At 35.6% G+C, this 14,613-nt stretch carries 12 protein-coding genes, 4 tRNA genes and 1 pseudogene; 15 read left to right on the top strand and 2 right to left on the bottom strand.

The features are described from left to right. Positions 1 to 133: 133 nt before the first annotated feature. The 12 genes from BR72_RS13955 (at position 134) to rlmH (ending at position 8,189) form a co-directional block, all read left to right on the top strand. A tRNA-Lys gene (locus tag BR72_RS13955) sits at positions 134 to 209 on the top strand. 12 nt (positions 210 to 221) lie between these two features. Further along, positions 222 to 293, top strand: a tRNA-Glu gene (locus BR72_RS13950). A gap of 21 nt (positions 294 to 314) precedes the next feature. After that, positions 315 to 390, top strand: a tRNA-Asp gene (locus tag BR72_RS13945). 43 nt (positions 391 to 433) lie between these two features. After that, positions 434 to 506, top strand: a tRNA-Phe gene (locus BR72_RS13940). A 161-nt stretch (positions 507 to 667) separates the two neighbouring features. Next, on the top strand, positions 668 to 1,375 hold the full coding sequence (gene walR / locus BR72_RS13935; RefSeq protein ID WP_081904889.1) for a cell wall metabolism DNA-binding response regulator WalR: 708 nt from the start codon (positions 668 to 670) through the stop codon (positions 1,373 to 1,375). A 3-nt stretch (positions 1,376 to 1,378) separates the two neighbouring features. Beyond that, positions 1,379 to 3,226 (top strand): cell wall metabolism sensor histidine kinase WalK, encoded by a 1,848-nt coding sequence (gene walK, locus BR72_RS13930; protein WP_035433785.1) that lies wholly within the window; start codon positions 1,379 to 1,381, stop codon positions 3,224 to 3,226. Continuing rightward, positions 3,223 to 4,560 (top strand): YycH family regulatory protein, encoded by a 1,338-nt coding sequence (locus BR72_RS13925; protein ID WP_035433783.1) that lies wholly within the window; start codon positions 3,223 to 3,225, stop codon positions 4,558 to 4,560. The genes walK and BR72_RS13925 overlap by 4 nt, the downstream gene beginning before the upstream one ends. Next, entirely contained in the window at positions 4,547 to 5,365 is an 819-nt protein-coding gene (locus BR72_RS13920) for a two-component system regulatory protein YycI (protein ID WP_035433781.1), read from the top strand. Before BR72_RS13925 ends, BR72_RS13920 begins: the two co-directional genes overlap by 14 nt. Next, complete coding sequence (locus BR72_RS13915) at positions 5,362 to 6,156, top strand: MBL fold metallo-hydrolase (RefSeq protein WP_035433779.1); 795 nt, start codon at positions 5,362 to 5,364, stop codon at positions 6,154 to 6,156. Before BR72_RS13920 ends, BR72_RS13915 begins: the two co-directional genes overlap by 4 nt. A 63-nt stretch (positions 6,157 to 6,219) precedes the next feature. Next, the gene (locus tag BR72_RS13910; RefSeq protein ID WP_035433778.1) at positions 6,220 to 7,413 is read left to right on the top strand and encodes a S1C family serine protease; all 1,194 of its coding nucleotides are present in this window, start codon (positions 6,220 to 6,222) and stop codon (positions 7,411 to 7,413) included. Positions 7,414 to 7,464: 51 nt separating this feature from the next. Then, on the top strand, positions 7,465 to 7,650 hold the full coding sequence (locus BR72_RS13905) for a CxxH/CxxC protein (RefSeq protein WP_035433775.1): 186 nt from the start codon (positions 7,465 to 7,467) through the stop codon (positions 7,648 to 7,650). A 59-nt stretch (positions 7,651 to 7,709) separates the two neighbouring features. After that, positions 7,710 to 8,189, top strand: a complete 480-nt coding sequence (gene rlmH, locus BR72_RS13900; RefSeq protein WP_035433773.1) for a 23S rRNA (pseudouridine(1915)-N(3))-methyltransferase RlmH — start codon at positions 7,710 to 7,712, stop codon at positions 8,187 to 8,189. Between the two features lie 300 nt (positions 8,190 to 8,489). Here rlmH and BR72_RS13895 read toward each other — a convergent pair whose 3' ends face one another. Then, positions 8,490 to 9,623: an oxygenase MpaB family protein gene (locus BR72_RS13895; RefSeq protein ID WP_035433771.1), complete on the bottom strand. Its 1,134-nt coding sequence runs from the start codon at positions 9,621 to 9,623 to the stop codon at positions 8,490 to 8,492. A gap of 573 nt (positions 9,624 to 10,196) precedes the next feature. Between BR72_RS13895 and BR72_RS13890 the strand changes: the two genes are divergently transcribed. The 3 genes and pseudogenes from BR72_RS13890 to BR72_RS13880 all read left to right on the top strand — a co-directional run. Beyond that, positions 10,197 to 11,192 carry a glycosyltransferase family 2 protein gene (locus tag BR72_RS13890; RefSeq protein WP_177206958.1) on the top strand — a complete coding sequence of 332 codons (996 nt, stop codon included), beginning with the start codon at positions 10,197 to 10,199 and terminating at the stop codon, positions 11,190 to 11,192. 250 nt (positions 11,193 to 11,442) lie between these two features. Continuing rightward, entirely contained in the window at positions 11,443 to 13,005 is a 1,563-nt protein-coding gene (locus BR72_RS13885) for an ArnT family glycosyltransferase (protein ID WP_035433769.1), read from the top strand. Positions 13,006 to 13,295: 290 nt separating this feature from the next. Beyond that, a pseudogene (locus BR72_RS13880) lies at positions 13,296 to 14,288 on the top strand (LytS/YhcK type 5TM receptor domain-containing protein); the annotation flags it as partial. A 29-nt stretch (positions 14,289 to 14,317) separates the two neighbouring features. On the opposite strand, the gene BR72_RS24990 reads toward BR72_RS13880, so the two are convergent. Continuing rightward, positions 14,318 to 14,613 (bottom strand): IS3 family transposase (locus BR72_RS24990; RefSeq protein ID WP_156107945.1); only part of this gene is annotated, 296 nt, incomplete at its 5' end.

Below are 14,613 nucleotides of genomic sequence, written 5' to 3'. Positions count from 1 at the left end.
TGAAAAAAGAACCCAATTTAAATGGGTTCTTTTTTTATGTTTTTATAAAAAAATATAAAAAAGTATTGTACAAATATATCATTTCATGATATTATAACTCTTGTCGTCACGAAAACATGACATTGGTGAACATGAGCCATTAGCTCAGTTGGTAGAGCATCTGACTTTTAATCAGAGGGTCGAAGGTTCGAGTCCTTCATGGCTCACCATTTTATTTTCGTGGCCCGTTGGTCAAGTGGTTAAGACACCGCCCTTTCACGGCGGTAACACGGGTTCGAATCCCGTACGGGTCACTTTTTTTTTTGTTTTATTTTGGTCCCGTGGTGTAGTGGTTAACATGCCTGCCTGTCACGCAGGAGATCGCCGGTTCGACCCCGGTCGGGACCGCCACTTTTGTTTAATACCACAATTAGTGGTTTTATATATATGTTTTGGCTCGGTAGCTCAGTCGGTAGAGCAGAGGACTGAAAATCCTCGTGTCGGCGGTTCGATTCCGTCCCGAGCCACTTTCAGGATATTAAGAGGGCCCGCTTAATATCCTTTTTATATTGTACAATTTTACAAATGAGATTAGTTCTTTTAAAATAGAAGGAAGGGAAGCCTCTAGCAGTTGAAGCTAGAGGTTTTTCTGTAAAGAAGGCAATTAAATGTTCAGGAGGAAACTAAAATGATGGGAAAGAAAATTTTAGTCGTTGATGATGAAAAACCAATTGCAGATATTTTAAAGTTTAATTTAGAAAAAGAAGGTTTTGAAATTGTAATGGCTCATGATGGTGATGAAGCCATTGAAAAAGCAAATGAAGAACAACCAGATATGGTTTTATTAGATATTATGTTACCGGGAAAAGATGGTTTAGAAGTTTGTCGTGAAATACGAAAAAACTATGAAATGCCAATTATTATGCTAACAGCAAAAGACTCTGAAATTGATAAAGTCCTTGGATTAGAACTAGGGGCAGATGATTATGTAACAAAGCCGTTTAGTACACGTGAGTTATTAGCACGCGTAAAAGCGAATTTACGTCGTCATCAACAAGGTGGAGCAGCTGAAAAAGAAGAAAATGCAGAGATGGTTATTGGACCGATTGTAATCAATCCCAATGCATATAGTGTAACAAAGCGCGAAGAAAATATTGAGTTAACACATCGCGAATTTGAATTGCTTCATTATTTAGCGAAGCATTTAGGACAAGTTATGACGCGCGAACATTTATTACAAACTGTTTGGGGTTATGACTATTTTGGTGATGTGCGTACAGTAGATGTAACAGTTCGTCGTTTACGTGAGAAAATTGAAGATAATCCAAGTCATCCAACTTTAATTGTAACAAGACGTGGTGTGGGATATTACTTACGCGATCCAGAGCAGGAGTAATATATGAAGAAAGTTGGTTTTTTTCAGTCGATTCATTTAAAGTTCGTATTAATTTACATGCTATTAATTTTAATGGCAATGCAAATTATTGGTGTTTATTTTGTTCGGGAGTTAGAGAAAAATCTTGTGAAGAGTTTTAAAGAATCATTAACACAACGAACGAATTTACTTGCTTACAACTTAAAGCAAGAATTTGGAAAAGAAAGAGATAGACCAAAAGATCCTACCATTGAAGAGGCACTGAAAACAAGTCTGGAAGGTTTTGCTTCTGATCGAAAAGCTGATATTCAAGAGGTTCGGGTCATTGATGAGAATAGTCGTGTGTTAGCAACATCACTTCAATATAATCAAAGTATTGTCGGAAAAAAAACAACAGACTTATTGGTAAAACGAGCATTAGTGCAAGAAAAACCTGTTGATAAAATGGAACTAGACCGCAACACAGGAAATCGTGTGCAGGTTGTTGCTACTCCAATCAAGGTACCCATCCAAGCAAATAATGATAAACCTTGTGTAATCTATATTGTTGCTTCTATGGAAGATGTTTATAAACAAATGAAACTCATTAATCAAATCTTTGCAACGGGAACGGTTATCGCATTGTTAGTAACAGCTGTGCTAGGTATTTTATTAGCACAAACTATTACAAGACCAATTTCAGATATGAGAAAGCAAGCGATTGAAATGGCAAAGGGAAATTACGCTCGGAAAGTAAAAGTGCATGGTCATGATGAAATTGGCCAATTAGCATTGGCATTTAATAATTTATCGAAGAAGTTGCAGCAAGCTCGTTCTTCTACGGAGAGCGAGAGAAGAAAGCTTTCGTCTGTATTATCTCATATGACAGATGGAGTAATTGCAACGGATCGAAAAGGAGATATTATCTTATTAAATGATCCAGCTGAAAAAATGCTTAACGTTTCACGTGAAACAGCATTAGATCAGTCGATTTTAGAAATATTAGGCATTCAAGAAGAGTACACATTAGATAATTTATATGAAGAACCAGACTCTGTTATATTAGATTTTAGTACAAGAGATGAGCCGTATATTTTACGAGCTAGCTTTTCTATTATTCAAAAAGACAATGGAAAGGTAAATGGTTTCATTGCGGTATTATATGATGTGACGGAACAAGAGCGAATCGAGGGCGAGCGCCGAGAATTTGTGGCAAACGTTTCTCATGAACTTCGTACACCATTAACAACGATGCGAAGCTATTTGGAAGCATTAGGTGAAGGTGCGTGGCAAGATCCGAATATTGCACCGCAATTCTTACAAGTGACGCAAGAAGAAACGGAGCGAATGATTCGACTTGTTAATGCGCTGCTACAGCTTTCAAAATTAGATAGTACAGAATATCGTTTAATGAAAGAATGGGTAGATTTTACACAATTCTTTAGTAATATCATTGATCGTTTTGAAATGTCAAAAGAGCAGAATGTATCGTTTAAACGTTCATTTTCTAAGAGAACACGTTTTATTGAGATTGATGAGGATAAAATTACACAAGTTCTTTATAATATTATTTCAAACGCCTTAAAGTATTCTCCAGAAGGCGGAACAATAACATATCGTTTACGAGAAAGAGAAGATATGTTAGAAATAAGCATCAGCGACCAAGGAATGGGGATTCCGAAAGAGAACGTTGATAAGATTTTTGAGCGTTTCTATCGCGTTGACAAAGCGCGTTCACGTAAATTAGGTGGAACAGGATTAGGTCTAGCAATTGCCAAGGAAATGATTCAAGCTCATGGCGGTTCGATTTGGGCAAAAAGTGAAGAAGGAAAAGGGACAACCATTTATTTCACGCTTCCGATGGAAAAGGAAGAAGAGGATGACTGGGAATGAATATGGAGAACTTAAAATCAGTCTTGCTAATTAACTTAGTTGTTATTAGCGTATTTCTTACTTTTAATTTATGGACTTATGTACCTGATTCCAGCAAATTGCAAAATGCGAAATATCTTCAAGAAAATACGGAGGGAGAACAGAAGAATCTTGCGAATGTCATTTTACCTTCTGTTGTTCTTTTCCATAAAGAGAATACACATCTTGGAAGCGAAAATATAGACGCTATTGATCCATTATATAAATTACTTCAACGAGGAGAATTGTACGATTTTAAAGATATATCAAATGATATTCCGAAACAGCAATTTTTCTCCTTTGTTCGTGGGAAAAACAAGATTGAAATGCTTTTCCCTACACATATCCCATTGGATTCTATGAGGGGCGTTTTTGCCATCAAGGAAAAAATCCCAGATTCATATAGCTTTAATCGTATAATGATTGACTTATCAAAAAGTCGCGATGGTAATATTTCTGTCTACTTTATCTCATATGAAAATCGCAAGGTATATCATATGGTGTTAAAAGGAATAATGCTTCGAGAGCTTGAAACGGCACGTGACCAATTTGCAGCTAGTGCGAGGGATTACTCTCAATACACATTAAGTGATACGAGAGAAATATTTTTACCAGATACGAAAACGGATGTGCAGAGTATGGGGTATTTAGTAAATGAAATTACCGAGGATGTATTTATAAATGCATTATTTACAGATCCTCGTTATGTAAAAAAAATACCTGGTGAACGTGAAAACACATATACAGATGGAATTCGCCTCATGCAAGTATTAAAGAAAAATCAAATGTTACAGTACACAAATTCAGCTGTATCAGAACAAGCGAATATATCTGGAAATGCGCTTATTCAACGCAGTTTTGATTTTATTAACGGTCATAGTGGTTTAACAGATTCTTATCGTTTTGAATATATGAGCTCTAGAAAAAGACAAACAACGTATCGTTTATATGTTGATAGCTTACCTGTATTTAATGAAAATGGCATGGCAACATTAGATGAAGTATGGGGGGGAGAAGAATTAATTTCCTATAAGCGTCCATTATTTAAGCTATTATTAAAATATGTTGATGACCAAACAATCTCTCTTGCGGATGGTAAGACAGTTATACGCTCTCTAGAGAAGAATGAAAATGTGGATATGAAATTAATTGAAGATATTCGATTAGGATATAAGCTTACACCACAGTCAGGAACAGATGGAAAAAATATAGCTGCAATAAATTTAAAACCCGTTTGGTATGTTGTGTACGGTGAAGACAATAAGGTTAAAGAATGGTGCGAAGAGAAAGGAGGAGAGCTCATTGGATTGGAATAGGATTAAAACAATTTTTATTGTTACCTTTTTCATTTTAGATCTCTTCCTTATCTTTCAGTTTGTACAAAAAAAGGATAGTAATCAACTTGATTATATGACGGAAACGAATATTGAAGACCAAATGAAGGCGGATAAAATTACATTTGAGGATTTACCAAAAGAGTCGCCGAAAGATACGTATATTATGGCGAAAAATAGAGCTTTTTCCGATGAAGATATACATCCTTTAAAAAATCAAACGGTGTCCTTACAAGAGCCAAATACACTTGTAAGTAAGCTTAAGGAACCATTTTGGAATGCGAAAGCAACGACAGGTGATAACTATAGCGAATTTTTGCGTTCTTATGTAGTTGATGGACAAAAATACAATGCTATAGGAAAAGTAGAAGGATCAAGAGTTTATTTTTTTCAAAAATATAAAGATAAACCACTTTTTTATAATCAACATGGGATGATTGTTGCCGAACTAAATGAAAAGAAAGAAATTATATCGTATACACAAACAATGCTATATGACTTTAAAGAGATGGGAGATCGAAATAAAGATTTAGATATTATTTCTGCCCGCAATGCATTAGAAACGTTGTATACGAAAACTGGATTGAAACAAGGAATTCATATAAAAGGAGCAAAATTAGGATATGCAACAGTCGTAGCTCCTTCTTCCTCAAATGTACAAGTCCTTGTTCCAACCTGGAATCTGTATACAGACAAAGTGGACTACTTTGTAAACGCGATAGAAGGACAAATTATTCAATTAGGTAAGGACAACAAGGAAATTGAGCAATGGAGTGAGGGAAAATGAGTCTACATTTTAGTGTACTTGCAAGCGGCAGTACGGGAAATGCGCTGTATGTAGGGACAGAACGTGAAAAGTTATTAGTAGACGCGGGATTGAGTGGAAAAGCAATGGAATCTTTGTTCCAGCAAGCTGAATTAGATATAAATAGTATATCTGGTATTTTTGTCACACATGAACATAGTGATCATATTAAAGGGCTAGGTGTATTAGCTCGTAAGTATCATTTACCCATTTATGCAAATGAGAAAACATGGAATGCGATGGAGCACTTAATCGGTAATATTCCAACAGAGCAAAAATTTATTTTCTCTATTGGAGAAGTGAAAACATTCGGAGATATTGAAGTCGAATCGTTTGGCGTTTCACATGACGCTGCGGAGCCAATGTTTTATGCGTTTCATCACAACGGAAGAAAGTTAGCGCTTATTACAGATACAGGGTATGTTAGTGACCGAATGAAAGGGGTTATTAAGGGAGCTAATGCTTTTGTATTTGAAAGTAATCACGACGTTGAGATGCTCCGAATGGGACGTTATCCATGGAGTGTTAAACGAAGAATTTTAAGTGATGTAGGGCATGTTTGTAATGAAGATGCAGCGCTGGCAATGACTGATGTAATTACAGATGAAACAAAGCATATATATTTGGCTCATCTTAGTTTAGATAACAATATGAAAGAGCTTGCTCGTATGTCTGTTGCGCAAGTGCTTGAAGAGAGAGGACTTGCTGTAGGAGAAGCGTTCCAACTGCACGATACCGATCCGAAAACGCCAACTAAAATTCAATACGTATAATTCTTCATTTTGGTAAACAATAAAGGGGAATATAAATGCTTTCGGAAGGTTAGGTGAGCATAAATGTCCTTTATTGATGAAGAAGATGTTCAGAGGAAACGAAAGAGAAAGCAAAAGCATAAACATATTTTTATTTCTGGTGTAGCGGGAACTGTCATTGGTGCTACATTATTTGCTTTTGCTATGCCAACGTTTTCGAAATTAGGTTGGACTACAATTAGAGAAACAGAAGCAAGTGAAGAGAAACAGTATATAGCGCAGTCTACTCCTCAGGTTGTGAATACAGGGGATGGCTTTGTTAAGGCTGTTGACCGTGCTTCAGAAGCAGTAGTTGGTATTATTAATATCCAGCGTGATAATTTTTCAGAAGCAGATGCTGAGGCTGGAACAGGGTCTGGAGTGATTTATAAGAAAGAAAATGGGCACGCGTATATTGTAACAAATAATCATGTTGTAGCAGGAGCCAATCGTATTGAAGTAAGTTTGAGCGATGGAAAAAAGGTTCCGGGAAAAATTTTAGGAACTGATGTTGTAACAGATTTAGCTGTCGTACAAATTGATGAAAAATATGCGAAAAAGGTCATTGACCTTGGTGATTCTACGAAAGTAAAACGTGGTGAATCTGCACTTGCAATCGGAAATCCGCTTGGTTTACAATTTTCAGGTACTGTAACACAAGGGATTATTTCCGCAAATGAACGCATTGTACCAGTTGATCTAGATCAAGATGGACATTATGATTGGCAAGTAGAAGTATTGCAGACAGATGCTGCTATTAATCCTGGTAATAGTGGCGGAGCTTTAATAAATGAAGCAGGGCAACTTATTGGTATTAACTCCATGAAAATTGCTGCAAAAGAGGTAGAAGGAATTGGCCTTGCAATTCCTGTTGCAAGAGCTGTCCCAGTGATGAATGAGCTCGAAAAGTATGGGAAAGTAAGACGGCCATATGTTGGGGTTGAGCTTAGATCTTTAAATGAAATTCCTACTTATTATTGGGATAAAACATTGCATCTCCCAGCAAATGTAACGGAAGGTGTATGTATTTTAGATGTAAAAAGCCCATCGCCAGGTAGCGATGCTGGTTTACATGAATATGATGTCATTGTAGCAATTGATGGAAAAACAGTTCAGGATATTATTGCATTTCGAAAAGCTCTATACAATAAAAAAATTGGCGATAAGATGACGATTACATATTATCGTGGTGCAAAGCGAGAAACAACAACTATAAAATTAGGCAGTCAGCAGTATTAAAACAGGAGGCGGCCCCTCCTGTTTTCTGTTGTGGATAAGTGAGGTGAAATTATGAAGTTACCTTGTTGTTTAGAACATGTAGAGTTAGCGCTAGATATTATTGTGGATGAATGTGAAGTAGCTCCAGTTATCCACAATGTGGATAACGAAAGTGATGAGAAAAAAACATGTGAATTTTGTCAAAATAAGGCGATATATGTTGTGTCGAACACAGATTCCCACACAATATGTGGATGATGTATGTGGATATGTGGATAACTTCTGTGGATAATGTGTTTGTAAGGTGGGGAGTACATGTGAATATCTTAATTATCTCAATCGGAAAATTAAAAGAAAAATATTTAAAACAAGGCATTGAAGAATACTTAAAACGATTATCTTCATACGCGAAAGTGGAAGTTGTTGAATTACCAGATGAAAAAGCACCAGAAAATTTAAGTGAAGCAGAAATGCAAATGGTAAAAGAAAAAGAAGGAATTCGCATTTTAGATAGAATTTCTGATGATACGCATGTGATTGTATTAGCAATTGAAGGGAAACAAAAATCATCAGAAGAATTTGCTGCAAACTTAGACCGTCTCGCTACATATGGGAAGAGCAAAGTGGCATTTGTTATTGGAGGATCGCTTGGACTAAGTAAGGAAGTGATGAAACGCTCCAACGAGTCATTGTCGTTCTCGAAAATGACGTTGCCTCACCAGTTGATGCGTTTGGTACTGTTAGAGCAGGTGTATAGAGCATTTCGAATTAATCGGAATGAACCTTACCATAAGTAAAAGAAGGCCGAAGATTAATAAATTAACCAAAATTATGACTAACTCTTACAATTGAGAGTTGGTCTTTTTTGTTCCATGTAAATGTTAAATAATGTCGCATATCATCTCCCTTTATAATTAGGCGATGTTCCTCTATTTTTATACATATGGGATGGGGATTATGGAATATTACACATAATCCCTATATTAAATCAGGAGTCATATTATTCAAGTAATCGGTTATTATCTCCAACAGCGGTATGACTACCAATGGATGCAGCCTACCACATATCATCTGCCAAGTATAAGGGTGTGCATGGTTTATTCATTTTTACCCACTTTTTTTGCATCTCCATCTATTCCCCATGCCTTTCGTAGCTCTGTTGGTATGAGAAACGGGGTATATTCATAATCGGTCATAGCAAGTGACTGACGTCTGAGCAATGCCAGACCGAGATGATTAGCCATACTTCCAAAAACACCTGAATAATCAGAATCAAGAAAACCCATTAGTTCTTTAAGTTTCATTAACTTTTGCCAATTGGAGCGGGGAACTTCCATCCAATCAGCAATTTCGTCCCCTACGATTTCTCGAATTAGAGCAGGAATAATATTATCAAACATCTGACCCGGAATTAGATCTGCATGATATTCAAGAAGAGCCTGAGTCATCTCAATTCCTTCGGGAGACGGACCATGATGCCTTCTTCCAATAATTTCTGTTAACATTATTGATTGTTCCATGGTCTCTGGGATAATGTCCTCCCGAACTCCTAACATGGATCCTACGATTTTCCAAAAATACAGGTAATCTTCGGCCTGTTTTTCTGTTATATTCATACCTAAACGACGAAGGCCATCAATGATAACACTAGAGAAAGTTAATAGAGTACCGAGCAGATCCTCCTGACAAATGGGGATACCATTTTCTTTTTCGTCCCATCTATCGGTTTGTTGGACCAAGTGACGAATAGCCGAATGCATTAAACGGATTTTTTGGATCGCTTTGATTCCTTGTCCTTCGGATTCAAGACCATCTGGTGCCATGACATGAAGGACGAATTGTCCTGTTTCAGCGATCCTGCGATAGGCATTTTGACCTAAGCGATAACTGAATGTAAGGACCTTAACACCTTTGCGTGCTGCATAACAATATACAAGTGAGCCTGTTGCTAATAGTAAAGTGATAGCAATACCATGTTCTCGAAATAAGTCAGTTGCGTTTCTCATTCGGGCCCAGTCAACTCCTTCTGGACAATAAGCTGTATCTCTCAGCCAACTTTCGATGTTATCAGGAAGTTCCCCTGGATAAGACTGGTCATTGTTAATTAATTGTTTCAACAAAGAATTTACTGCATCAACTTGACCATTTTTGAACAATTCTTTAATAATTTCATCCGGAATAGGGTCACCTTCCATCCGTAAACTCTCCATAAACTCGTCGGTATATAACATCTATTTCCTCCCTTAACTGTTTATTGTTTATACCTCAGTCAATTCGAAGAAGGACAAGAATATATTCAACGTTATATATATTCTATGTATATAAGTAATATGAAAATCTATGAATAGTTAATGATATTGAAGGCAGTATGGATAAATAAATGATACGTTGAGATTAGAAGTACATAGGGATTGGGCCGAATCAAGAAGATGTTTAATTTTTAACTATATAAATCCGTTTTAATGTTTCGGCATATAAATTGTTGTTATGTAGAATACATCATGACCGCTACTGGCGCTCCCTTTGTTTTACAACATTGCATGTGGCAGGAAAAGGCACTGACCGCTCCTATGCACAGCCAGACACTCTCGTCCTCCCATAAAAAAGAAGAGGGTTTTATGTTGTTTTTTTAATTTATATATATAAGTAAGCTAAATTTATGGTATTGTTAAGGAATTTTAATCGAAAGGTCAATGGGTATTATTACATTTTATAGTTAAATATGTTAAGATAATTTGTGCGTACAGAATCTTGTAAATTTTAAGATATATTAAATGGGTTTTTTAAAATTAAGGAGTGGAAAAATGGCGCACAATATACCTCTATTGACGATTGTTGTTCCCTGCTACAATGAAGAAGCTACATTAGAGGAAACAACAAAAGAACTAACAAGAGTTATGGACGATTTAGTTGTAAATAACAAAATAAGTAATGAAAGTATCATTTTTTATGTAGATGATGGAAGCTCTGATAATACATGGGGCATAATTGAAGAAAAAACCGAAACAAATCCTTATGTTCAAGGATTAAAATTAAGTAGAAATTTTGGCCATCAAGGAGCATTAATCGCTGGTTTAGAATCAGCAAGAGATTTTTCAGATTGTGTGGTTTCAATAGATGCAGACCTTCAAGATGATGTTAACGTTATCTATCAATTTATCGATAAGTATCAAGAAGGTTATGAGATTGTATATGGAGTTCGAGATAAGAGAGACACGGACACAAAATTTAAACGAAACACCGCTTTATGGTTTTACAGTCTTATGGGGAAAATGGGTGTTAAGTTAGTACCCAATCATGCAGATTATCGTTTAATGAGTAAAAGAGCGTTAGACGAATTTATAAAATATCAAGAAGAAAACTTATTTATTCGAGGAATTGTTCCTCTATTAGGCTTTAAATCTACTAATGTTTATTATGACCGTAAAGAAAGATTTGCTGGTGAATCAAAGTATCCATTAAAGAAAATGATTGCTTTTGCTTTTGATGGACTTACCTCATTTAGCGTTGCACCAATAAGATTCGTTTCATATTTAGGATTTTTGATGGTGCTTATCGGAATCGGAATTGCTCTTTATGCATTATTTGCAAAAGTTTTTTCATATACGACTAGTGGCTGGACTTCATTGATGCTATCCATTTGGATTGTTGGAGGAGTACAGTTGTTGGCAATTGGAATTATTGGTGAGTATATAGGAAAAATCTTTAAAGAAACAAAAGGGCGTCCGAGATATACAATTGAAAAGAATAGCGTTCTTGAGAAACAAAAAGAATACGTATCAGACTTGATTAAAAAGTAAATAGAAACTAAGAAGGCCCATCCTCATAAAAATATTCTTAGGCTGGACAAACCTTATAAATATTTACTATTAATTATTTTAGGCTGTGTTTAATTAAAATCATCCCCATCTTACTGCTGGGTTATTGCCTAGCACGTATCTGAAGATGGGGATAAATTTTTAGTATAGGTATGAAGTTTTAACGGGGGATAAGCTTGTTATAAAATGGCCCCGGCATTAATTAAATGAATGAGAGGAAGACTTAAAAGAAATGAAAAAGTCAGTTAGGTTTAATGATCTCAGGATAAATGAATCATCATTTGAAAAACTAAATATCTTTTTATTTTTTTATTCCTTTTTTATTATGTTGTTTTTTACACAGACATCCCCATTCTTTACGTTAAGTGAGTGGGTAGATTCTAATGCCTTTTTTACAGTTGGAAAAGCTATGGCGAATGGATTAGTTCCTTATCAAGATATTTTTGAACAGAAGGGTCCTTTGCTATATGGTTTGCATGCATTAGCTTATTCGTTTTCTCATTCCACTTTCGTTGGAGTTTACATACTGGAAAGTCTTGCAATGTTTGTTAACGTTGTTTTAGCATTCAAGATTTCCCGCCTATATTTGAATTGGATGCCTTCTGCGTTCATATCTATTTTTTTCCCAGTATTAGTATTAAATCAAAATGCATTTCGTTTTGGGGATAGTGCTGAAGAATTTTCGATTCCTTTTATAATGATTCTTCTTTATATGATATTTAAATATTTTAAGTATGGCTCTGACTCACTTTTTAACCGGAGAATTTATCTTTTAAATGGGATTATGATTGCCTGTGTGTTTTGGATTAAATTTACCCTTGTTGGAGCTTGGATCGGATTCTACCTTGCAATTTTAATTATTTGTATAGGTGAAAAAAGATGGAAGGACTTAATGAACGCAATTGTTTTCACGTTTGCGGGACTAGCTCTTGCAAGTGTTCCATGGTTTATCTATTTTGGTATGAATCATGCAATTCAAGATTTGATAGATGTGTATTTGAAATTTAATCTTGGTACTTATTCATCACAAGTAGGTAAAGCTGAGAAACTTATGAATTTCGCATTTACTTTTGGCGATGCATTTAATGGTAATTTTGAAAGTAAAGTGTTGATTATTGTCGGTTTAATTGATTTTATGTTTACATGGAAGTACTTTAAAGATAGAAGTCAAAAATGGATGCTTTTAAGTACTATCATTTTCTTAATTGTAGGAGTATATATTGGAGGAAGAGGCTATCCATACTATTTCCTTATTATAACGCCTTTAGGGCTATTTGGATTGATAGCAATCGCTCATTTTATTCAAAATGCTAACATAAAGTCGCAGATTACTCTTGGTAAAAGTAAATGGTTTGCTCTATCAATGATGGCGATGGCAACGATTTTCTTCTGCTTCGGTTATAATTCCAATATGAAGGCTTCAAAGTTCTATCAGAAGGGGCCTCTTGCACAGGAAACATTTGCTGAAATCATGAATCAAGAACCGAATCCAACGTTATTAAATTATGGTTCTTTAGACGGTGGATTTTATTTAGCTGCAGATATTGTACCGAATATCCGCTATTTTGAAAGACAAAACATTAACTATGAAGAATATCCTGAAAATATGGATGAGCAACATCGTTATATAAAAGAGAAAAAGATTAAATTTGTTGTATTAAGAGTTGATCCAAAGACGATTCCAAGTGAGGTTGACGTTCCTTACCTTCACAAAAATTATCGTTTAGTTGCTGAGCAACAGCAACTTGTAGAAGGATCGGATACTAAGTTTTTACTCTATAAGCAGAAAGATTAGAAATTTGAGAAGGGTGTGATTGGTAATTTCTATTTACTCCTTTTTACAAATTTTTGTTAAAATCTTGGCTGGAATAAGCCATATCCAAATCAAGTGCTGAAACCAATTTTCTTTCATAAATAATACAAAGAAGAAGCTCCTCATTTGAGGGAGCTTCTTTTTTGTACCATTGTTAAATTATTCCTATATCATAATGTTATTTCCATAAAATAAATATATCCTGCAGATATAGACATAATGATGTAATATATTGAATGAAATAAAGTGAATACACGAAGGATGGACGTAAAATGGGAAATTTATTATTAATGATGATTGAACGCGTTGGTTTAATTGTTATTTTAGGATTTTTACTTTCACATATTAAAGTGTTCCGTTGGCTGCTGCATAAGCAAGATGGCTATAAAGGTAGCTTTATGTTAATTGGCATATTTTCATTATTTACAATTGTAAGCAACTACACAGGTATTGAGATTTCTGGCAATACAATTATGAATGAAAATTGGCTTCAGGGCGTCTCTTCTTCTAGTACGATTGCGAATACGCGTATTATGGGAATTGGGATTAGCGGGTTACTTGGAGGTCCAATTGTTGGAATAGGAGTAGGGTTTATAGCCGGTATTCATCGCTATGTACTAGGAGGAACAACTGCGCTTAGCTGTGCAATTTCTTCTATTTTGGCTGGGATTGTGACAGGTTATATTGGTTATTTATATCAAAAACGAAATCGCGTTGTAACTCCTAAATTTTCTGCAATGCTTAGTATCTGCATGGTATCGCTGGAAATGCTTATGATTCTTTTCATAATCAATGACGGCTGGAGTATTGTGAAAACAATTGCAATCCCAATGATTATCGTAAATGGTTTCGGAAGTTTTATTTTAATGTCAATGATTCAGTCTATTTTACGGCAAGAAGAACATGCGAAGGCATTACAAACGCATAAAGTATTGCGCATTGCTGATAAAACACTTCCGTATTTTCGCCAAGGATTAACGGAAGAATCATGTACGCATGTAGCACAAATTATCCACCACTTTACAGGAACAGATGCAGTATCTCTAACAGATACGGAAAAAATATTAGCACATGTTGGATTAGGATCTGATCATCATATTCCTTCCCATAGCTTAATTACCGAATTGTCAAAAGATGTGCTAAAGACCGGGGAAATTATGAAAGCAAAGTCACGCGAAGAAATTAATTGTCAGCATGGAGGGTGTTTATTACAAGCGGCAATTGTGATTCCGCTCACGTCTCACGGAAAGACTATCGGTGGTCTTATCCCTGTCAAGTAGACAATATAAAAAAGCTATGCAGCTAGTGCGTGTCTAAACTCAATCGGCGCACGCTGATTGAGTTTAGATTGAAATCGTTGATAATTATAATAGTAAATATAATCTTCGACGGCTTGTCTTAACTCACTTTCTGATTTACACTGGTGTAGATACAACTTCTCTGTCTTGAGGTGCGAAAAGAAGGATTCTACACAGGCGTTATCTAGGCAGTTTCCTTTGCGAGAGTGGCTGCCTTTTATGCCATATGCTTCTAATCGCTTGTTGTATGCATAAGACGTATACTGATAGCCTTGATCCGAATGGAGAACGG

The sequence above is a fragment of the Bacillus sp. UNC322MFChir4.1 genome, from assembly GCF_000746135.1.
Lineage (GTDB): Bacteria > Bacillota > Bacilli > Bacillales > Bacillaceae_G > Bacillus_A.
This window is presented reverse-complemented; position numbering and strand designations above follow the sequence as displayed.

Coding starts and splice junctions, on each gene's coding strand:
- walR (WP_081904889.1), top strand. CDS start 668: ATGATGGGAAAGAAAATTTTAGTCGTTGATGATGAAAAACCAATTGCA.
- walK (WP_035433785.1), top strand. CDS start 1,379: ATGAAGAAAGTTGGTTTTTTTCAGTCGATTCATTTAAAGTTCGTATTA.
- BR72_RS13925 (WP_035433783.1), top strand. CDS start 3,223: ATGAATATGGAGAACTTAAAATCAGTCTTGCTAATTAACTTAGTTGTT.
- BR72_RS13915 (WP_035433779.1), top strand. CDS start 5,362: ATGAGTCTACATTTTAGTGTACTTGCAAGCGGCAGTACGGGAAATGCG.
- BR72_RS13910 (WP_035433778.1), top strand. CDS start 6,220: ATGTCCTTTATTGATGAAGAAGATGTTCAGAGGAAACGAAAGAGAAAG.
- BR72_RS13905 (WP_035433775.1), top strand. CDS start 7,465: ATGAAGTTACCTTGTTGTTTAGAACATGTAGAGTTAGCGCTAGATATT.
- BR72_RS13895 (WP_035433771.1), bottom strand. CDS start 9,623: ATGTTATATACCGACGAGTTTATGGAGAGTTTACGGATGGAAGGTGAC.
- BR72_RS13890 (WP_177206958.1), top strand. CDS start 10,197: ATGGCGCACAATATACCTCTATTGACGATTGTTGTTCCCTGCTACAAT.
- BR72_RS13885 (WP_035433769.1), top strand. CDS start 11,443: ATGAAAAAGTCAGTTAGGTTTAATGATCTCAGGATAAATGAATCATCA.